At 48.4% G+C, this 19825-nt stretch carries 18 protein-coding genes and 1 pseudogene; 14 read left to right on the top strand and 5 right to left on the bottom strand.

Features of this window, described 5'->3' with window-relative positions; all coding sequences use genetic code 11:
* Window positions 1-16: 16 nt before the first annotated feature.
* From ppiC to F5I99_RS13305, 3 genes are all read left to right on the top strand, one after another.
* Window positions 17-295, top strand: a complete 279-nt coding sequence (gene ppiC, locus F5I99_RS13315) for a peptidylprolyl isomerase PpiC (protein ID WP_233282106.1) — start codon at window positions 17-19, stop codon at window positions 293-295.
* A 94-nt stretch (window positions 296-389) separates the two neighbouring features.
* Complete coding sequence (locus tag F5I99_RS13310; RefSeq protein ID WP_151056765.1) at window positions 390-1163, top strand: CLCA_X family protein; 774 nt, start codon at window positions 390-392, stop codon at window positions 1161-1163.
* Between the two features lie 266 nt (window positions 1164-1429).
* Window positions 1430-1801 carry a DUF805 domain-containing protein gene (locus tag F5I99_RS13305; protein ID WP_151056763.1) on the top strand — a complete coding sequence of 124 codons (372 nt, stop codon included), beginning with the start codon at window positions 1430-1432 and terminating at the stop codon, window positions 1799-1801.
* 123 nt (window positions 1802-1924) lie between these two features.
* On the opposite strand, the gene F5I99_RS13300 is transcribed toward F5I99_RS13305, so the two are convergent.
* Complete coding sequence (locus tag F5I99_RS13300; protein WP_151056761.1) at window positions 1925-2476, bottom strand: cysteine hydrolase family protein; 552 nt, start codon at window positions 2474-2476, stop codon at window positions 1925-1927.
* 93 nt (window positions 2477-2569) lie between these two features.
* Here F5I99_RS13300 and F5I99_RS13295 point away from each other — a divergent pair, with 93 nt between their 5' ends.
* From F5I99_RS13295 to F5I99_RS13260, 8 genes and pseudogenes are all read left to right on the top strand, one after another.
* Window positions 2570-3517: a GlxA family transcriptional regulator gene (locus F5I99_RS13295; RefSeq protein WP_151056759.1), complete on the top strand. Its 948-nt coding sequence runs from the start codon at window positions 2570-2572 to the stop codon at window positions 3515-3517.
* A 170-nt stretch (window positions 3518-3687) separates the two neighbouring features.
* Complete coding sequence (locus F5I99_RS13290; protein ID WP_151056757.1) at window positions 3688-4893, top strand: ATP-binding protein; 1206 nt, start codon at window positions 3688-3690, stop codon at window positions 4891-4893.
* The gene (locus tag F5I99_RS13285) at window positions 4890-7865 is read left to right on the top strand and encodes a tetratricopeptide repeat protein (RefSeq protein WP_151056755.1); all 2976 of its coding nucleotides are present in this window, start codon (window positions 4890-4892) and stop codon (window positions 7863-7865) included. The genes F5I99_RS13290 and F5I99_RS13285 overlap by 4 nt, the downstream gene beginning before the upstream one ends.
* Window positions 7866-7950: 85 nt before the next feature.
* The gene (locus F5I99_RS13280) at window positions 7951-8271 is read left to right on the top strand and encodes an NGG1p interacting factor NIF3 (protein WP_151056753.1); all 321 of its coding nucleotides are present in this window, start codon (window positions 7951-7953) and stop codon (window positions 8269-8271) included.
* Between the two features lie 52 nt (window positions 8272-8323).
* Complete coding sequence (locus F5I99_RS13275; RefSeq protein ID WP_151056751.1) at window positions 8324-8788, top strand: GGDEF domain-containing protein; 465 nt, start codon at window positions 8324-8326, stop codon at window positions 8786-8788.
* 152 nt (window positions 8789-8940) lie between these two features.
* A complete protein-coding gene (locus F5I99_RS13270) occupies window positions 8941-9675 on the top strand; it encodes a cache domain-containing protein (RefSeq protein ID WP_151056749.1) in 735 nt (244 codons plus the stop codon).
* A 32-nt stretch (window positions 9676-9707) separates the two neighbouring features.
* Window positions 9708-10849, top strand: a pseudogene (locus tag F5I99_RS13265) (IS3 family transposase); the annotation flags it as partial.
* A gap of 30 nt (window positions 10850-10879) precedes the next feature.
* Entirely contained in the window at window positions 10880-12445 is a 1566-nt protein-coding gene (locus tag F5I99_RS13260) for a putative bifunctional diguanylate cyclase/phosphodiesterase (protein ID WP_325063024.1), read from the top strand.
* 96 nt (window positions 12446-12541) lie between these two features.
* On the opposite strand, the gene F5I99_RS13255 is transcribed toward F5I99_RS13260, so the two are convergent.
* Window positions 12542-14851 carry an ATP-dependent DNA helicase gene (locus F5I99_RS13255; RefSeq protein WP_151056747.1) on the bottom strand — a complete coding sequence of 770 codons (2310 nt, stop codon included), beginning with the start codon at window positions 14849-14851 and terminating at the stop codon, window positions 12542-12544.
* A complete protein-coding gene (locus F5I99_RS13250; protein WP_225307413.1) occupies window positions 14848-16536 on the bottom strand; it encodes a VRR-NUC domain-containing protein in 1689 nt (562 codons plus the stop codon). The genes F5I99_RS13255 and F5I99_RS13250 overlap by 4 nt, the downstream gene beginning before the upstream one ends.
* Before the next feature lie 93 nt (window positions 16537-16629).
* On the opposite strand from F5I99_RS13250, the gene F5I99_RS13245 reads away from it, so the two are divergent.
* From F5I99_RS13245 to F5I99_RS13235, 3 genes are all read left to right on the top strand, one after another.
* Window positions 16630-16836: a DUF1294 domain-containing protein gene (locus F5I99_RS13245; protein ID WP_151059196.1), complete on the top strand. Its 207-nt coding sequence runs from the start codon at window positions 16630-16632 to the stop codon at window positions 16834-16836.
* Window positions 16837-16953: 117 nt separating this feature from the next.
* Window positions 16954-18006 carry a PDDEXK nuclease domain-containing protein gene (locus F5I99_RS13240; protein WP_225307412.1) on the top strand — a complete coding sequence of 351 codons (1053 nt, stop codon included), beginning with the start codon at window positions 16954-16956 and terminating at the stop codon, window positions 18004-18006.
* A 38-nt stretch (window positions 18007-18044) separates the two neighbouring features.
* A complete protein-coding gene (locus tag F5I99_RS13235) occupies window positions 18045-18458 on the top strand; it encodes a YccF domain-containing protein (RefSeq protein ID WP_191905852.1) in 414 nt (137 codons plus the stop codon).
* Between the two features lie 159 nt (window positions 18459-18617).
* On the opposite strand, the gene F5I99_RS13230 is transcribed toward F5I99_RS13235, so the two are convergent.
* Both F5I99_RS13230 and F5I99_RS13225 read right to left on the bottom strand, forming a co-directional pair.
* Window positions 18618-18998, bottom strand: coding sequence for a hypothetical protein (locus F5I99_RS13230; RefSeq protein ID WP_151056743.1), 381 nt, complete (start codon window positions 18996-18998; stop codon window positions 18618-18620).
* A 1-nt stretch (window position 18999) separates the two neighbouring features.
* Entirely contained in the window at window positions 19000-19659 is a 660-nt protein-coding gene (locus F5I99_RS13225) for a DUF4056 domain-containing protein (protein ID WP_151056740.1), read from the bottom strand.
* Between the last annotated feature and the right edge of the window lie 166 nt (window positions 19660-19825).

Below are 19825 nucleotides of genomic sequence, written 5' to 3'. Positions count from 1 at the left end.
TTCTATTGGTGCACCCATGGCAACAGCAAGCGCAGTACATATTTTAGTCAAAACCGAACAAGAAGCAGAGGCATTAAAACAAAAACTGGCAAAAGGTGCCGATTTTGCTGTGTTGGCCAAGAAACACTCTATTTGCCCATCTGGAAAAAAAGGAGGGGATTTAGGGGAGTTTCGTAAAGGGCAGATGGTTAAAGCCTTTGATCAGGTTGTTTTTACCAAGCCCTTGTACAAAATCCACGGCCCGGTGAAAACCCAGTTTGGCTATCATTTAATCAAAACACTCTATCGTAGTTAACGAGAAGGGAAATCCAGAGATTGCCAGAGAAGAAGAATGCGTAGTCCTGAGGTTAGTCGAGCCTATTGTTCTCGGCAATATAAACAGCGTTAGTATGTCCAAATTTTATCGTCGCGGTCCTGATCATCGTTATGGTGAGGTGGTTAGTTTTGTAGAACTGCGCAGACGTTTTAATTTCCGTAGTATTGAAATCGGTCGTTGGGTTAAACCGGCAGAGAGTGAACAGGCCGCTATGCATTTTTACGATGCATTGTGTGACTTGATGCACATACTCAATGCCAATGAAGAGGTGGTATCCCTCAGAGGCTGCCTGGCATTCCAGTATGGTATCGGCGGTCGTCCTGGTGTGGCGGCGCACTATCAGCCAGCGACTCGCTGCTTCTCATTAGCCAAGAATGCAGGACCGGGCAGTATCGCACATGAATGGTTTCATGCACTGGATCATTATCTCGCGGACAAGTGCTTTAGTGACGCTCCGCGTGGTTTATTTGCATCCAGTGCCTGGCTGCATGACTGTACCCCCGTGCCCCATCCATTGAATGATTCACTGTATGCCTGCTTTAAGGCGATATTTCTGGATTCCAGCGGGACGCAACCGAGCCCATTGTTTAAGGCCTCATCAGCAGTAGATAAGCAACTTAATAGCGTCTACTGGAGCCTGCCAGAAGAGATAGCCGCGCGTGCGTTTGAAGCCTATGTGCAGGACCATGCCATCTGTAACCATTTTCTGGTGAAGGGTACGAAAGCCTCGAAAGAAGCTGAGATGGGTTTATTTCCACAGGGCGAGCAGCGTGAGCAGAGTAATCGGGCCTTTGCTGAGTATTTTCAACGTCTTGGCAGGGCTATTGCTCGGTCAAACCAATCCTAGTCACACTAGCTGATGGCCGATCACAGCGCGACCTGGTTGCAGGTTTTATTAACTGCTGTTTTAAAGTACAATCCCGCACAGTTTTAGTGGCTATTGAGTGGAAGCTAAGCCAGGTTAACAAAACAATTGTCTGTAATAGATCGGATTTTCAGACTGGCTACATTTGTAAATGATGTGAATTATGCCGTTTCTGGTGAGGTGTTCGTTCTGTATCACGTCACATTGTTTTGTTTTTTGAGCAAATGATTGAAACAAGGATGAAAAAAATGAATTGGTATATTCAAGCCTTAAAAAACTATGCGGACTTTAGTGGGAGAGCTAGACGAAAAGAGTATTGGTTTTTTGTCTTGTTTAATTTTATCTTCGCAGCAGTTTTGGGCTTTGTTGACGGGCTAACAGGTAGCTATATCCCCGAAATCGGTATTGGTATTCTGGGCGGGATATACTTATTGGCAATGTTTATTCCAAGTTTATCTGTAACTGTCAGACGACTTCATGATATTGATAAAAGTGGCTGGTGGCTTCTTATAGCATTTGTACCCTTGCTTGGTTTGATTGTGTTGCTCGTGTTTTTGTTTATGGGCAGCCAGTCGGATGACAATCGGTTTGGTGCAAATCCCAAAGTAGTCGTTGCTTAAGAAATAACCAGATAACCCCAAAAAGCTCAGCATGGCTTTGCTTTTTGGGGCAAAACAAAGTTTATCAGCCATCAACCCGCTCTTTTTACTAGCCAAGGGCGCCGGTTCAGGCAGTACCGTGAATCAACGGCCCGACAACAAGGTGTCGGTGCTGACCACCTCGGCATAGGCGAAGGCCAGTGCGGCCATAAAGGCGGCGTGCACCTGGAGCGCAGGAACCTGCACACCATTAAACTCAACTCCTAGCGTTGCACAGGCATCATGTACCAGGGTGTTGCTGTAGCCTAAATCCGCTGCAGCGCGGGTGATGGCGTCGATGCAGATATGGCTCATGGCACCTGTGATCACCAGGTTAGTAATGTCTTCACGCTGCAGCAGCGCGTGCAGTTCAGTCCCCTTAAAACTGTTGACTTCACTTTTTAGAATCTGAAACTCACCATCAGTTGGCTGCAGGCTGGTATGAATATTGGCACCGTCACTGCCGGGAACAAAAAAAGGCGCGTCGGTGGATGGGAATTCATGCCGTACATGAATGATCGCTAGTCCACGCTGGCGAAAGTCAGCCAGCACGCGAGCGGTTTTGATGGCGGCTTCTTCTACGCCATCCAGAGTCCACTTGCCTCCGGGGAAGTAATCGTTCTGCATGTCGACGATAATCAGTGCGGTTTTGCTCATGTTGTTCTCCTGTTAAATGCTTGTCGCTCATCCTAACGTTTCCTGTTACGCTTTTCCGGTGGCGTAACTGACAATTCCAGGGCCAAAACTGACATGCCTAAGACCATTCTTGTCGCTATTCTAGAGATCCCCGGTACTGCGCTCTCGGCTGTGCATGGCCTGACCGATCTGTTCATGTCGGCTAACCGCATGCTTGTTGAGTTGCAGCAGACGCCTGAGCTGCAGTTCCAGATAGTCCGGTGGCAACTTGAACAGGGGCAACTGTCGCCGCTGGATACCGTGGAGGTCGCGCCTTCACTTGTCATCGTGCCACCGGTATTGGAAGGCCAGGCTTACCTGGAGCCGCAACCTATGGTTTGTGCTTTTCTGCAAGACTTGCACCGACAGGGCGCGTTGGTCTGCTCCGCCTGCGCTGGATCTTTCCTGCTGGCGCAGGCGGGTCTGCTGGATGGACGCAAAGCAACGACACATTGGCACCTGGAAAGCGTTTTCCGGCACCACTATCCCGAGATAGACCTGGATATTAATGCGCTGTTGCTGTCGGATTCCGATCTGGTGACCGCTGGCGGGGTGATGGCCTGGATAGACCTGGGGCTGCATCTAATTGGACGCTATGTGCCTCCCTCTGTCGTGCAGGCGTTGGGACGTTTTCTGGTGGTGGACACCGGGGCGCGTCAGCAGAGTTATTACCGCTTCTTCATGCCGGAGATGTCGCACGGAGATGCCCAGATTCTTAAGGTGCAGCATCATCTACACAAATATTATCGCCCCAAGTGCTCTATCACCGAGATGGCCGAGCTGGCGGGTCTGACCGAACGCACCTTTATGCGTCGCTTCCACCGCGCAACAGGCTTTCGCCCTGCTGAATACCTGCAGCAGCAGCGACTGAATAAGGCGCGTGAAGCGCTTGAGAACAGTAGAACACCCGTAGAGCGGGTTGCCTGGGATGTGGGTTATGAAGATGTTAGTGCTTTTCGCAAAATGTTTCATAAGCAGACTGGGCTGACGCCTAGTCAATATCGGGAAAGGTTTAGTATTTGAAGTAGTCAGCGCTTGCTGACTGTTGAAGTGTTCATCTATCAGCTTCGCCTTGGATGTCTGGATCAGCCGCCCGGCCGTTGAATCGCTTTGCCACTGGAATAGATCGGGTGAGATTGACTATGTCTGGCTGCAAAATGGCTAGGTTTTGGGGTGGCTAGGGTAGTTTTACAGTGAAAAAAGAGGCGGAGGTTTACTTTCTATATATTTGCACTAATATATTCATTATTGAATTAATTCAAATATGGATAAATCTTATGCACACGCGAATCACAGAACGGGAAGTCTTGAAGAGAAAGCTTGAAGCACAAGTGAACATCCACATGCCCGCTCCTAGAAGGATCGGCAAGACCTGGACTATCAATAGGCTTGCCGAAGACCTGCGCAAGGCTGATTGGCTGGTTGTGGAGCTGGATGTTCAAGGGATGTCTTGTCCAGAAAGATTCGCACACCGTCTTTGTCAAAAAATTCAGGGGCAAATTCCGCAGGCAACAGGTCTCTGGACTGGGTTTAAGCAGCGTATGGAAAACCTTGTTGTTGGGGATTGGAGTGGAAACCCTTTAGATGCCTTGAGTAGGATGGCTCCAATTCCCTTCCTGGAAGCACTCATCGAGGTGTTGTCCAAAGAACACAAAAGGTCCGCCATATTCGTTGATGAAATAGCCTTCTTTGTGCTCGCTTTTGCTGATAAGGATCCGACTGGGGCTAAGGAGTTTTTCTACCAACTGCGCGGTATTCAGCTAGCGAATCCATCAGTTCGCTGGCTCTTCACAGGCTCCATCGGGCTAGATGTGGTTGCTGAAAGGTTCAGGCTTGGCGGGGCTTTCGTTGATCTTGAGAGGTTTATCCTAGAGCCATTCACGGAGGATGAGGCTCGTTCCTTCTTGCGTGATGAAACGACCCAAGTTGCCTTCAATCATCGCTTTCGGGCCAGCGACGAGGACTTCGATTACATATTTGGGGAGCTAGGGTGGCTTGCACCCTACTACCTCAAGCTCGTTGGTAATGAGGTTCGCCCGTCTGGTTCTCAGGAAGATGGTGTGCTTACTGCGACGCGAGATGACTTTAAGGTAGCCATAGATCGCCTTCTCGAGCCAAGCCGTAAAGCCGACTTTGCCGTTTGGAAAGAGCACGTTGATAAGAACCTCCCGCAACCTGACAGAGAGATTGCGCGCAAACTCCTCAGTAAACTCTCCCAGGGGGCTGATGGTGAAACGTTGGACACGCTGATTGCGAATTTCCACCCTGAGAAGGCCAGACAGGTACGTACTGTCCTCGATATCCTTCGGAATGATGGGTTGGTGCAGAAGGTGGCAGAGCGTTATTGCTTCCGCTCGGGCTTGATCCGTCGTTATTGGAAGGAGTACGAGGCACAATGACCCTTACATCACCCCCGTCGCTTTACAATCAGTCATTGCAGAGTGATGACGAATTCGTCACAAATTTTGTCGCCCGACGAGAGGTGCTGGAGACGCTCAGCCGCCGACTGGAAGTCAATGGTGCGAAAAGTGACGGTCAGCACCAAATTCTCATCGGCACAAGGGGGATGGGCAAGACGTCGCTGTTGCGTCGCTTGGCAATTGAGATTAATCGCAGTACAGAATTGTCTTCGCGCTTCATACCCCTGATGTTTCGCGAAGAGCAATACAACGTTCTTTGCCTTCGCGACTTCTGGAAAAACTGCGGTGAGTCCCTTGCAGAATGGGCTGAGGCGCATGGCAATGTTAAGCTTGCGGCACAGCTAGACGACGCGCTTTGCTCGGATGCATGGGCCGACGATGAAGGGGCGGCTGATCAGTTCCTTGCCGAAATGAACGCTCTCGGAAAGCGTGCAGTGCTCATGGTCGACAATCTTGATTTGATCGTCGATGCTTTAAATGATACTGATCGATGGACCCTGCGAAGTAGCCTTCAGTTACGGGACGGTCCGATCATAATCGGTGCAGCCACCCAATCGTTGCGTGAAAGTGCTGATCGTAATGCGGCGTTTTATGAATTTTTCCAGCCCAGTTATCTTGAGCCCCTGAGCTTGCCCGAGACGGAGAGGTGCATGCGCGCGCTTGCGCTGGGGCGAGGTGAGTGTGGTAAAAGGGTTGTGTCTATCCTTAACTCCGATCCGGCACGACTGAAAGTCCTGCATCGTCTGACAGGAGGCAATCCACGCGTACTGGCGCTGACCTATCGCTTTCTGGAAACCACCGACACTAACGATGCAATGGGCGATCTCGAAAAACTGCTGGATGAAGTAACCCCTTACTACAAAGCACGGATAGAGGAGTACCAGACGCCACTTCAACGCGCTACGATCGATGCCATCGCTCTGCACTGGGATCCAGTTACTACGGGGCAGTTGTCAAAGATCACAGGACTGCCCAGCACAACCTTATCCCCTCAACTGATACGGCTGCGCAAGGATGGCCTGATTGAAATCACCGAAACCTCCGGCTCATATTCCGGCCACCAGGTTACCGAGCGTTTTTTGAATATATGGTACCTGATGCGTCATGGCACCCGGCGTAACAAACAACGGATGCGCTGGCTGGTTGCTTTCCTTTCTAGCTTCTATTCGAGTAACGATTTGGATGCGCTCGACCGGGAGGCAAGAGCCACTGGTTTGGTTAAAAGCTGGACCAAGGATTATGCTGATGCTTTCGAGCAAGCAAGGCAACGTACAGTGTTTGGTCAAAATGAAAGCTCTTCCCTGGCCATGCGAAGAAGTGCAAAGATTGGTCAGGATGGCGAAGAAGTCACTGCTCTAATCAAGGAAGCCTGGGCGATGTTCAACGAGGCTGTTTCCCTTAACCAAAGCAGCGATACAGTGGCGGAAATCGAGACCTATGATGCGATAATTGAGCGTTTTAGCGACAGCAACTTACCGGAAGTGCAGGAACTGATCGCCAAGGCGATGTTCAACAAGAGTGTTACCCTTGGCCAAATCGGTGATACGGCGGCGGAAATCGAGACCTATGACGCGCTCATTGCGCGCTTTGACGACAGCAACTTACCGGAAATGCGGGAACTGATCGCCAAGGCGATGTTCAACAAGGGCGCCCTCCTTAGCCAAAATGGTGATACGGCGGCGGAAATCGCGACCTATGATGCGCTAATTGAGCGTTTTGGCGACAGCAACTCACCGGAAGTGCTGGAGCAGGTCACCAAAGCGATGTTCAATAAGGGCATCTTCCTTGATCAAAGAGGTGACACGACGGCGGCAATCGAAACCTATGATACGCTCATCGCGCGCTTTGGCGACAGCAGCTCAACGATATTGCAGGAACAGGCTGCGAAGGCCATGGTCAACAAGGGCGTCTTCCTTGGCCACAGTGGTGACACGACGGCGGAAATCGCGACCTATGATGCGCTCATTGCGTGCTTTGGCGACAGCAGCTCACCGATATTGCAGGAAATGGTCGTCAAGGCCATTGTCTACAAGGATATCGCCCTTTGCCAGAACGGTGATACGGCGGCGGAAATCGAGACCTATGATGCGATAATTGAGCGTTTTGGCGACAGCAACTTACCGGAAGTGCAGGAACTGATCGCCAAGGCGATGTTCAACAAGAGTGTTACCCTTGGCCAAATCGGTGATACGGCGGCGGAAATCGAGACCTATGATGCGCTAATTGAGCGCTTTGACGACAGCAACTTACCGGAAATGCGGGAACTGATCGCCAAGGCGATGTTCAACAAGGGCGTTACCCTTGGCCAACGCGGTGATATGGCGGCCATCGAAACCTACGGGCAAGCCTTGGCTTTGATGCAGAGTCTTGATACTGATAGCAGCAAGCGAGAGGGATCAAATATTGCGATCCGACTTGGGAATGTGCTGTTCGACCGTGGAATTGACAAGGAACGTTCTGAGGCACTTTTCCTGCAAGCAGCTGAGCATAATCCGCTCTCGGCCTACGCTAACCTTTTTTGGTTATACATTTCTACGGGGCGGGTTGATGAAGCAAAACAAGCCCTTCACAGGCTTGATAAACTTCCACTCAAAGAGCGCGTTCTGATTGATTCGGCTCTGGCATTTGCAGCCGAGAATTTTGGAGAAGCCACTGGCCATATGCAAGCAGCCCTGACTGAAGATCTTACTGACGGAGATTTCAATTTCACTGATGATATTGAACGCCTTATCCGTCTTGCTATTGCCAAGGGATTCGGGGAGCGATTGATTGCCTGGTTTGAAAAGACTCGACTCGCTGAGCGCTATGCTCCCGTCTATGTCGCTCTGCGGGCTGCAGTTAGGGGTGAGAAGATGTTGCTCGATAGCAATCCCGAAGTGCGCCAAACTGCTAGCGAGATTTACTTGCGCTTGATAGGCGGAAATAGCTCTAAAAAGGGGAGAAAGCCATAGCGATTAGTAATGTGATCCTGAGTTGATGTATCAACCCTAAAATTTCTAATCTTATGAGATTAGTACAAAAACTCGGAGTTATTTTATGTATCTGGTGGTTGTGTATGTTCCAGAGAGTCATGTTGATGAGTTGATCGAGTCGATGTCGGCTGCCGGTGCCGGGCGGATTGGAGATTATGATCAGTGTGCCTGGAAGGTGCTGGGGCAGGGGCAGTTTCGGCCCTTGGCGGGGGCGAACCCTCATATTGGGGCGGTGGGGGCTTTGGAGCGAGTACCGGAATTCCGGGTAGAGATGGTGTGTGAAGAGTCGGTGATCAAGGCGGTGATGACGGCCATGCTGACAGCCCATCCTTATGAGGAACCGGCGCATCATGTGTTGTCAATTTTGTCAGCTAAGGATTTCTGAGTATGAAAATGTGCTGGCAGTATTTTGTTGCATGTCAGCATTTAGTAGTTGAATTCATGGACGATGTTTTACAGAAATTTCTGATGATATTTTTAAAATATCAAAAAGAAATGCTACTGCGCTATCTATTCTTATGGTGGATCTTGATAAATTTAAAGCCATAAATGATACCTTTGGTCATAAAGTGGGGGATGATGTTTTAGTGCAGTTTGCAACTATTTTGGAGCAAGCTTTGAGAAAGAGTGATGTTTCTTGTCGATTTGGGGGGGGATTTGTTGTTTTGCTTCCTGATACTAATATGGAAGGTGGGCTAAAAGTTTCTGAAAATATTAGAGAAAAAGCTGAGCAGGCTTGTATGTATCTAAATTCTGATTTAAAAGTGAAATATACTGTCAGTATCGGTGTATCCCAGATAGATTTTACACATGAGCTTAATATCGATAAAGCACTGCAACGAATAGATGAGGCGCTTTATATTGCAAAAAATAATGGAAGAAATCAGGTGGCAGTTAAATAGTTATCATTCAGTAAAGCTGCCAAGTATGCAGCAGCGTCCTTGCTGGCTACTACTTGGCTACATAGGCATTCTTTGGTCTGAGTAGGGTGGTTTTTCAGTGAAAATGGGGGGTATACTTCCTATACATTAAAACAAAACAGGGAGGAGGCTTCTTGTCTGCTCTTCAAAAAAATATTTGGGCAATTTTTTATTTTTTACTTATTGGGGCTCTGTTTTTCCTAGGGTATGTTTCTTATGCCAAATGGGAAAGTATCCACGAAAAATATGCCGCTGAGCAGGTTAATCAAGTCAGGCTTGTCTCTAATGCTATGCACGCGCTACTGCTCTCCCAGGAAACTTCCCTTAACATTTTGGGGCATCAGCTCCTTAAAGAGCAAGATGCTGCACTTTTGGATGCGTTATTGGCCCTCAATCCTTCAGTAGTTGCCTATGGATTTACCGACCCGGACGGAACCTACTTACATGTAAATTCACACTTTGACAAAACAAAACTTCCCAACCTGCGCCAAAGTCCTCTTACACAAGACTCCTTTGATTACACTCTCACCCAAGACAAAATGGTGCTTGGGCGGACATATTTTATTTCTGGGGGAGGACGCTGGGGTATCCCTATACGTAAGACAATTTTTAATGGAGGTGATAACCCACTGGGCGTGATGACCGCTGGGCTTAGCATTGAGGGGGCCTTTAAGCTTTTTACAGAAGAGCTTTCTTTGGGGGCGCACAATGACGTCATGTTTGTGCGTGATCGTGACGGATTTGTTCAGTACCACTCTTCAGCGCAGACAACCTCCAAGGCTGTATATGCCTCCCCTCTTCCTCGGACATTTCTTGATGGGCTGATGGAGCAAATGAACTGGTCTAATAGATCCGGACACTTTAATTAGCGACAATATCAGTCAGCTATTGAGGTGTCATTATGAGTCAGAAACGAACCTACAAACAGTACTCGGCAGAGTTCAAAGAAGAAGCCGTCGCGTTGGTCACAGATCAAGGTTATACGATTCCAGAAGCGGCCAAATCCTTGGGTATTAATACGAATATGCTTTATCGCTGGAAAGATAAACTAGAAGCTAAAAACAGTGGCAACCAAGTCACTGAGACCGAACGAGAAGAACTGCTTAGGTTACGCAAAGAGAACCGTAACCTACGGATGGAAAAGGAGATTTTAAAAAAGGCTTCAGCCTTCTTCGCGAAAGAAATGAAGTAAAATTTGATTTCATCGCGGCTGAGTCAACCCATTACCCAATTGCTGTTCTTTGCCAGGTAATGGGTGTGAGCCGCTCGGCCTACTATGACTGGCAAAAACGGCCTGGCAAGCTTATACCGGCTGAGGAGTTGACGCTTAGACGCCGGATGAAAAAGCTGTTTAAGCGCAGTCGTTCAAGCTTGGGGAGCCGAGAGATGATGAAAAAACTACGCGGAGAAGGCTTTAAAATTGGTCGCTATCGGGTGCGTAAACTCATGGAGCAAATGAACCTGATTGTACATCAGCGCGTGGCCTACAAAGTGACCACCAAGCGCAAATTCAGCGATGCGGTTGCTGATAACTTGTTGAATCAGAATTTTAATCCCACAGGGCCGAATCAGGTGTGGGCTGGTGATGTGACGTATTGCCGAACTGAAGAAGGCTGGATGTATCTGGCGGTGGTAATGGACTTATATTCCCGCCGTATAGTCGGCTGGCATATAGATAAGCGCATGACGACCGATCTTGTCAGTAAAGCGCTGATGAAAGCGTTTAATTTGCGGAACCCTCCACCTGGGCTGGTGTTCCACAGCGACCGAGGCTCTCAGTACACGAGTCGTCGGTATCGTAAACAGTTGGCCGATTACAACATGCGGGCCAGCATGGGAGACGTGGGTGCATGTTGGGATAATGCCGTTGTAGAGCGCCTCTTTGGAAGCCTGAAGCATGATTGGCTACTGAAAATCCCACAGCCCACACGGCAGCATATGAGAAATGACGTGGCGGCCTACATGCGTTATTACAACATAGAAAGATTACATACGGCCAACGGTGATCGTTCACCGGTGGACTATGAAAACGAGCTAAAAAAGTGTCCGGTTTTAGTTGACCAGTACAAAATTATGGAAACTTATCGAGCTTCTCCTCAGAACATTAAAATGAATCGCGAAATTTACCTTGTGGACAAGGTGCTTAGTCCTGAGGGTGTTTTGGAGCAAATAGCCATCAAGTACGACCCACGTTACGAGCTGTGGGTGGTGTCACAGATTGACCATAGACGTATGGAGAAGGATTTTTTTGAGATTTTTCTGGTTTATCTTGCTGTCTTTCTTGCTTCTAATGGTGTGCTGTTTTTGTTTTTTAAAATTATTGCCTCTGCTGAAAAACACAGACGAAATGACCTCATCCACCAAGCAACCCACGATGAACTAACCTCCCTGCCTAATCGCAGCTATCTTAAAAATGAAATACCTAAATGGATTTACAAGGATGCACCACCTTTTAGTCTTTATTATTTGGATATGGATCATTTTAAAGATATTAATGACAGTTTTGGGCATCATTATGGGGATGCGTTGCTTGTTGAGTTTTCTACTCGAATTTTACGTATAGTAGGAAATGAGGGTGTTGTTATTCGCCAAGGTGGTGATGAATTTATAATTTTGAGTCGGCGAACGGAAACGCAGGATATTTTGGAGCACGGGGAGGAAATTTTAAAAAATATTTCTCTAGTTTATCATATTGATGAACTTAGTTTTATTATTGGTGCAAGCCTTGGTATAGCCAAATATCCGTCACACGGTGTGACGCTGGATATGTTGTTGCGTGCTTCTGACATTGCCATGCATGAGGCCAAAAAATACAAAAACAGTGTTAGGCTTTTTTCACCCTCAATGCAAGAGAAATACCTTGGTCGCATCCGTATTGAACAAGCCTTACGCAAATCCCTGGATAAGCAGGAGTTTTTTATGGTTTACCAACCTCAGCTTGATGCAAATGGGTGCATTTATGGTGTGGAAGCCTTAGTGCGATGGGAGCATCCGGAGTTTGGGCTTGTATCACCTGCGGAGTTTATCCCTATCGCTGAAATGGCGGGGATTATGCCTAGACTTGGACATTTTATTTTGGCGACAACCCTGAGAGAGATGAAACAATTACAACAAGAACTGGGAGTATGCTTTCAAGTTTCTGTCAATATTTCCGTGAGGCAATTCATGGAAAAAGACTTCTTGGAAAAACTCACTAGAGAGATAGAACTATACAGGTTTAACAAGATCGCATTATGTTTAGAGATTACAGAGAGCTTGTTTATTGAAGATATCGATTATATTTTGCCACTCTTGTATAAAATGCGTGAGATAGGATTGAGTATTTCGATGGATGATTTTGGTACGGGTTATTCGTCGTTAAACATGCTGCGTACACTGCCTATTGATGAACTAAAGATTGATAAAAGTTTTGTTGATACTCTTTTAGATGATACGGCCGCCCAAAAAATGATTCAAAATATCATTACTATAGGTAAGAATCTCGAGTTACATGTTTTGGCTGAAGGTGTGGAGACTAACGCCCAAGAAAAGCTTTTGAAGTCCTTTGGCTGTGACCGTTTTCAAGGCTATTTGTACGCCAAGCCTTTGGCGTATGAGACTCTCAAAGATTTTTTAAAATCCCAGCCATTGAACCTTTAAAGGCAATGGGCAAGGCTTAGGTGTAAAGCATTGCTCTTTTATTATTTTGTTGTTGCGTTTTATGGTGGTTTGACTGTGTCTTGCAAGGGCCATCATTCAGTCAAACCACCAGGCAGGCAATAGCGACTGTACTGGCTGACGGCTAAATCGATCATCGATCAGTTCCACCACACCCGTGTCTTCCGGAGTACGTATCAGGCGTCCCGCCGCTTGAATTACTTTGCGGATGCCAGGGTAAAGGTAGGTGTAGTTATACCCCTGACCAAAGCGTGCCTGCAGGCGTTGGCTCAGTTGCTCGTGAAAGTCGTCGTAGGGCGGCAGGCCCAGTGTGGCGATGAACACACCGACCAGTGCATCGCCAGGCAGGTCGATCCCCTCCGAGAAAGCACCACCGAGTACCGCAAAGCCGACTTTGCCGCGTTCTGTCCGGAAGGCTTGTATAAATTCAAGCCGGGCCTGTTCGGCCATACCGGATGACTGGGTCATGATGGGTATGTCCGGGCAGTGTGCCACAAATGCACTGCGTAGTTGTTCCAGATAAGCAAAGCTGCTGAGGTAGACCATATAGTTGCCCGGCGTCTGGCGGTACTGCTGCCGGATACGCTGAACTATCGGTTGAATTGAACTCTGCCGGTCATTGAATCGGGTGCTGATGCGGATTATTCTGAGCTCAAGCTGTCTGGCCGAGAAGGGGCTGGGAATGGATTGCCAGCGGGTTTTCTCCGGTAAACCCAACAGATCACGGTAGTAGTGCGCGGGATTGAGCGTGGCCGAGAAGAGCACAGAGGCCTGGGCCTGGCGAAAACGCTGGGTTAGAAAGTCAGCCGGAATCAGGTTTTGTATCGACAGGCTGGCTTTGAAAGTTGGGCGTTTTCCTTTACCTTTTTCCTGCTTCACGGTCAGCGTACAGAGTGAATGATCGGCAAAGAGTTCCGCCAGTTTCATAAAACCGATCGAATCCAGCAGCAATGACTGTAGTTCTGGCAGCACTGGATGGTCTGTCATGTAATCGCTCAGGTCTCTGACCAGGCGTTGCAGGGCGCCGTTCAGTTCAGTCGGCACCTCAGACAGATGAAACTGTACAGTCTGTAGGTCAGAGCTGGCCTCCGTATCCAGATGACTTTTAATCAGCTGGCGCCAGGCGCGTTGCACTGCCCGGAAGGTGGTGCTGAGTTCCTTGGGTGCAGTGCGGGCGACATGGCGAAACTGCGTCTGACTCAGCTGACTTGAGTACATGCTGCGGGCGCGATCGATCAGGTTGTGGGCTTCATCGATCAACGGCACCACCCGCCAGTCATTTTGTCGAGTCAGTCCATAGAGCAGTGCCTGCTGATCAAAGTAGTGGTTCACATCACCGACCACCACATCTGACCAGCGTGCCAGCTCCTGAGCGAGATAGTAGGGGCAAATGCGATGCTCTGCTGCGAGCATCTGGATACTTGATCGGTCTAACCAGTTGGCATTGACTGCGGCTTGTCGAGCTGCGGGTAATCTGTCGAAGAAGCCATCGGCTAACGGGCAGGATTCACCCTGGCAGGCGCGATCCGGGTATTCACAGGCTTTATCACGCGCGGTCAGTTCAAGTATTCTCAAGGGTAACGGGGTATCCCTGGATGCCTGCAGGCTTTGCAGGCTGTCGAGAATCAGCTGGCGACCGGTGGTTCGTGCGGTGAGTATAAACAGCCTGTCGAGCTGCCGCCTGGGCATGGCCATCAAGGCCGGGTAGCTGACGCCGATGGTTTTGCCGATGCCAGTAGGTGCTTCCAGCAACAGCGTATGCCCGGTACAGATGCCTTTATACACCGTCTCACTGAGTTGGCGCTGGTGAGGACGAAAGTCCGTAAAGGGGAAGGTCAGCGTCATCAACGCCTGATCGCGTAGTTGTCGATGCGCAGACTCCTGTTGGTGCCAGTCACGATAACGGCTGCACAATTCTGTCAGAAAATCATCCAGATCCTGACGCTGCCACAGCTGCCCAAACGGCGTTTCCCGATCCTGAGTAATATCGTAGTAGACCAGGCGAAGCTGGACCTGACGCAGGTTATCGCGTTGGCAAAGCAGGGCGCCGTATACCTTCAGTTGTGCTTCATGCAGGTGGCGCTGACCCGGGCCGATACGGGCGAGATCGCCGCGGTGGGTTTTGATTTCTTCCACCAGGGGTGTGTGCTTATTTGCTAGGTGGTCTGGCAAGTAACCGGGTAAGTAGCCATCCGCACGACCGCGCAGGTGAATGTCCAGGCATTCGCCTTCCAGCAGGTATTCAGGTTGGTAGCTGTTGGGTCTTCGGGACTGCAGGGTTTTGTGCCCTTGTATCCCTTCATCTGCGGTGGGTGAGGGGGTATAACGATGCTCCAGGCTGCCTTCGCGCGCGGCAAATTCGCACAAGGAGCGCACGGCCACTTTCACGTGTTTTCCTCATCCCAGCGCACATGCAATACACTCACCGGAATGTCGTGTTCCAGCATGGCCTGCATCCACAAACGCTGATGATCCTGCAGGCGATCGCCTGGGCCTTTCACTTCAATGAGGCGATAGCATCCGGTTGCTCGATTCAGTTCAATCAGATCGGGCAGGCCACGACGGTGGTGGCGTAGATCAAGCAGCAGGTGGCGAAAAATCGCTTCAAGGTGCATGGCCGGGATCAGTGCAAGTGCAGTTTCAACCAGCTCAGGCTGCAGGCTGGGCCAGTAGATCAATGAGCAGCTGATACCCTGTTTCTGTTCAAGGCGCTGCAGAATAGTGTCCCGATAAGCGCCTGTGCTTAACTGCTCAAAGGCTGACGCAATCAACTCGGTCCGACCTTCACTAAAGTCGGGTCGGAACAGGTCCGCGGGGCCGGACTGAAACGGGTTGAAAAAGGCACCACGTAAAGGCGCATACAGGGCTGGCCAGAACAACAGCGCAAACAGGCCGGTAAACAGATGGTTTTCGACATGAAACAGCTGGGTATCTGCATCCGACAGGAATTCAATCACGGCACTTTCTACCCTGATATACTCAGGTTTGGGCAGAGTCAGCGAATGGACCGGCACCTTGATGGATTCCGGTGGACTGAAATCCAGGCCAGCTTTGCGCGCACAACGCTGCTGAATACGCCGTAACCCGACCCGGATTTCAGGCTGGCGTATCTGCTCATGCGCTTGCGTCGCCAGGGCAAATACCTGCTCGGCCAATTCACGTTTTTCCAGCACTCTCAGGGTGCGTAAGTGTGCTTCACGGTGTTGGCTCTGCTGGTAAAGCCGCAGTGCCAGTTCTATCTGCTGACGCCGCTCAGCTTCATGCCCGAGCTGAAACAGCACTTTCTGATAGCGGTAGTGTATCCAGTCACAGTCAATTGGCTCGGGTAGGGATTGGCACAGGGCTTCGATGTCTTCACCGGCCTCAACCCGTTCTCGCAACTGCTGTAGCTGCAGATACAGATCGACCTCGCCACGACGCTGAAACGGCCTGGATTCTGGGGTGAATGACACCGGTTCAAACTGCTGCAGGCCCAGCTCGGTCAGCACAAATTCAGACCAGCTCTGATAGAGGTTGCCAAAGAACATCAGCCGCAGACGATCAAACAGGGGATTGCAACTCAGTTCCACCAGTTCAAAGGGTGGTTCTGGCCACCAGCTGTGTAGCTTTTGCTGATCTGCATTCTGTTCAAGGAGCATCGCCACCAGATCCGATTTGCGCCTGGATGCAGTCAGACTGCGTTCAGGCAGACGGTAGCGAGCCAGTAGCAAGCACTCTTCGCGTCGACAGAGATCGCACAGTGCTTGTAGTGATAACTCAGGTTGATCATCAACCAACTCTGCCATTCGCAGTTGTTGCAGAGCGGCTTCCAGATCAGGCACTTCGTGGTAATTCAGATTATCCTTGCGGAACAACACCCCTTTACGCATCACCATACGGATCAGTAACGCCTGGGCAGATTCATCCAGTAACAAGAGCTGCTCCAGCTGCTGAATTTCGTCTGGCAGCAGCAGATCGGCATACTGCTTCAGACACAACTGAACGACCTGCTGGGCATTGCGCAGGTAATAGAGTGGATCGTCCAGTGAAGTAGGTGAAAGGCTAGTAAGGTCCATGGGGATATTGTACGGCATGTCAGTTCAGGGTTGATTGGGTTGCCGTCGAAAAATTTTCATGGTTCTGACTGTTTGATGAGACTGGTATAGGCCAGTAGTTGATGGTGGCGTATTAGCAGGATTACCTTGCACTTGTGCGCATTGTTGTGCGGTTGGCCCGGAGCTGTATTTGCGCAACAAAGCTTGAGACACAAAACTCGGAAAGAATCGTTTCGTAATGTGTCCTGGGTCACCTGTATTGTAAACTGTGCCGCTTTGGGTTGGCTGATTACTGAACAAGGACAGCAGTTGCTTCGATTACTAGGTAATTTACTGTAGTCGGCATTATTTTTTGCGAAGCTGCGTTCCTTTGAGAGCAAAGGATAGTCTAGTAGGCATTATTAATAGCGTGTAGACTGAACATTGGATATAAATATTCTGGGGAGCATGGATGCTGTGAGCAATCAGAAACCAATCAGCCAGCAAACGGACTACAAGCAGTGGCTGGGTCATATCAAAACGTCGTTCCGTCAACGTCAACTCAAAGCCGCCGTGGCGGTCAACACTACCTTGCTGGAATTTTACTGGCAGCTGGGCGGTGAAATCGTTGAAAAGCAACAACTCAGCCAGTGGGGTGAAGGTTTTTTGATCCAGCTCAGTCAGGATCTGATGGCTGAGTTTCCCAAGATTAAAGGCTTCTCAAAACGTAATCTGGAACTGATTAGGCAGTGGTATCTCTACTGGAATCAGGATCTTGCAATTACGCAACAGGCTGTTGCGCAAATAGTGCTCATTCCGTGGGGGCACAATCAAACTATTATTAATAAGTGTAAAGTACCCGGCGAAGCTTTGTTTTATGTCAATGCTACCCAGCAGCACGGTTGGAGCCGCAATGTGCTGATACACCAGATTGAAAGCCAACTGTGGCAACGCAAAGGAAATGCTGTCTCTAACTTTCACCATACACTACCGCCTATACAATCTGACTTGGCTAAGCAGAGTTTGAAAGACCCATACGTGTTCGATTTTCTAAGCTTGACTGACGATGTACAGGAGCGAGAACTGGAGCAAGCCTTGGTCAAACACATTACCGAATTTCTGCTTGAGCTAGGTGCAGGCTTCGCTTATGTGGGTAAACAGGTACATTTGGTTGTGGGTGAGCAAGACTTCTACCTCGACTTGCTATTTTACCATCTTAAATTGCGCTGCTATGTGGTGATTGAGCTCAAAGCTACCGACTTTACTCCTGAACATGCTGGAAAGCTGAGTTTTTATCTGACGGCAGTGGATCGACAAATTAAAACCGGGCACGATAACCCCACCATTGGCTTGCTGCTCTGTAAAACCAAAAACAAAGTTATTGCCGAGTATGCACTGAGTGATATTAATAAACCTATTGGTGTGACGGAATATCAGTTAACCCAAGCCCTGCCTGAAAATCTGAAATCGAGTTTGCCGAGTGTTGAAGAGATAGAGCAGGAATTGGCGAAAGAATTAGGTGATGATTAAATTTCTGTATGTTTAGCTGAATAAGGAATAGGTATTGAATGCTGCGACTACTAGGTAACATAATCTGGTTTGTTCTGGGTGGTCTGGTGATGGGCCTGGCTTGGTGGTTGGTGGGGCTGTTGGCACTGATTACCATTGTCGGTATTCCCTGGGCTCGCTCCTGCTTTGTGATAGGTTTGTTTACCTTCTGGCCGTTTGGCAAGCAGGCGGTTAACCGTCGTTACGTCAATGGTCGGGAGGATATTGGCACCGGTTGTCTGGGGATGGTGGGCAATATTATCTGGTTTATTTTTGCCGGTATCTGGTTGGCGATTGGCCACCTCATATCAGCCTTGCTTTGCTTTATCACCATTATCGGTATTCCGTTTGGAATCCAGCATATGAAGCTGGCACTGATTGCGCTGGCGCCTGTGGGGCAAACGATTGTGGATATTGATCGTCAATGGCAGTAACTAACACGCTATGCGCTATTTAGCAGGCTGCATCGATATATCAGGTTGCGCAGGTGCAATTTCGTTGTGATCGCAGAAGGTGTGTTTCATCACTCGGTCCCTGCACAAAGATAGTCGCTGGTGCAGGGATCGGGTGATGTATAGCTAATTCAGGTAGTATTAATATATAAATAGAGTAATTGAAGTCACCATATCGCCGATATCATTAGTTAATATTTCTATTTCGGTATCACCCTTTACATTTTCATCATAGTCGTTAAACCGAAAACCTATATCTGTTATATGGTTTTCTATTACATTCTTAGGAATGGTACAGTTCATGGTTGTATATAAAGGTTTGTTTCCATCGCCTGCGCTATATATGAAGACAGGTTTGTCTAAACAAAACTCTGTCATGTTAGCTAGCTCGGACGGGGTTAAAAGATAATAGGCAATATCCTTGTGAGTGTATTCGTAATACTCTGAAAAAATAACACGGACTATGTAAAAAATACTTCCAAATGTGATTGTCAATAATAGTATTATAATCGGCGTGCGCATTTTATTTTATCTCTTTAAAGAGTGGGCCGAGTTTTGCTGGTGTGATTGTGCTCAGCTCAGGTGGCAAAACACCACACACTGGACCTCCTTGATCAGGAGGAATTGGATATAAAAAAGGTAAAAGAGTATGGTTTTTATTATTACCTACAGCGCCATATCTGTCCCAAATTTGAAGTGCAATATCTTTACTAACTGGCTGGCAAATTTGTAAGTAATCAATATGGGGGTTGAGTGCTCTATAAAAACTGATTAAGTTGGATACTAAATCTTCAGCGCTATACCCACTATCAGTTGTCCAACTGTAGGGCCATCTGGACTGCATAGATTCAAAAGTATGAGATGCATCTAAGAATATTGCGAGTGCAATTGATTTTGCTTCGTTAGGGCTAATGTTCTTCTTAATGTCGTATTTTTTTCGTACGCCAGCTCCAATTGTGATTTTGAATTTCGATAATCTCATTTCTTGGTTGTAACTAACCCTGAAAAATCCCTGTTCTGCTCCTTCCTCAGTCTGTTCATGAAGCATTTTAGTCCAAAGATCTCTAGGTCCTTTTGGTCTAGCATGCCCTAGGTCGATCCAGCCACATCTTCTCGTATAGATTAGTCCGGTGTTTTGGCTAAATGCCAGAGATCCGTCAATAATATCTGTCCTTTTTGACATGAAATAAGTTCCTTTTTAAAATAATAAATATTATTTTTTGTCATGATTTATATTATTGCTGCCGCGAATGTAGAATTTAGGGCAATGGGTAGGTGTTTAGCTGTTTTGGCTACCCATCCTTATGTTTATCTAAATTCCTTAAATCAAAAATATCAACCTATAACTG

Origin of the sequence: Nitrincola iocasae (genome assembly GCF_008727795.1) — a bacterium.
Lineage (GTDB): Bacteria > Pseudomonadota > Gammaproteobacteria > Pseudomonadales > Balneatricaceae > Nitrincola > Nitrincola iocasae.
Note: the sequence above shows the minus strand (reverse complement) of the source record. Positions and strands in the feature narration are given on the sequence as shown.

Excerpts from the sequence above, each read along its gene's own strand:
- ppiC (WP_233282106.1), top strand. The coding sequence starts at position 17 with ATGGCAACAGCAAGCGCAGTACATATTTTAGTCAAAACCGAACAAGAA.
- F5I99_RS13310 (WP_151056765.1), top strand. The coding sequence starts at position 390 with ATGTCCAAATTTTATCGTCGCGGTCCTGATCATCGTTATGGTGAGGTG.
- F5I99_RS13305 (WP_151056763.1), top strand. The coding sequence starts at position 1,430 with ATGAATTGGTATATTCAAGCCTTAAAAAACTATGCGGACTTTAGTGGG.
- F5I99_RS13300 (WP_151056761.1), bottom strand. The coding sequence starts at position 2,476 with ATGAGCAAAACCGCACTGATTATCGTCGACATGCAGAACGATTACTTC.
- F5I99_RS13295 (WP_151056759.1), top strand. The coding sequence starts at position 2,570 with ATGCCTAAGACCATTCTTGTCGCTATTCTAGAGATCCCCGGTACTGCG.
- F5I99_RS13285 (WP_151056755.1), top strand. The coding sequence starts at position 4,890 with ATGACCCTTACATCACCCCCGTCGCTTTACAATCAGTCATTGCAGAGT.
- F5I99_RS13280 (WP_151056753.1), top strand. The coding sequence starts at position 7,951 with ATGTATCTGGTGGTTGTGTATGTTCCAGAGAGTCATGTTGATGAGTTG.
- F5I99_RS13260 (WP_325063024.1), top strand. The coding sequence starts at position 10,880 with ATGGAAACTTATCGAGCTTCTCCTCAGAACATTAAAATGAATCGCGAA.
- F5I99_RS13250 (WP_225307413.1), bottom strand. The coding sequence starts at position 16,536 with ATGCCGTACAATATCCCCATGGACCTTACTAGCCTTTCACCTACTTCA.
- F5I99_RS13235 (WP_191905852.1), top strand. The coding sequence starts at position 18,045 with ATGCTGCGACTACTAGGTAACATAATCTGGTTTGTTCTGGGTGGTCTG.
- F5I99_RS13230 (WP_151056743.1), bottom strand. The coding sequence starts at position 18,998 with ATGCGCACGCCGATTATAATACTATTATTGACAATCACATTTGGAAGT.
- F5I99_RS13225 (WP_151056740.1), bottom strand. The coding sequence starts at position 19,659 with ATGTCAAAAAGGACAGATATTATTGACGGATCTCTGGCATTTAGCCAA.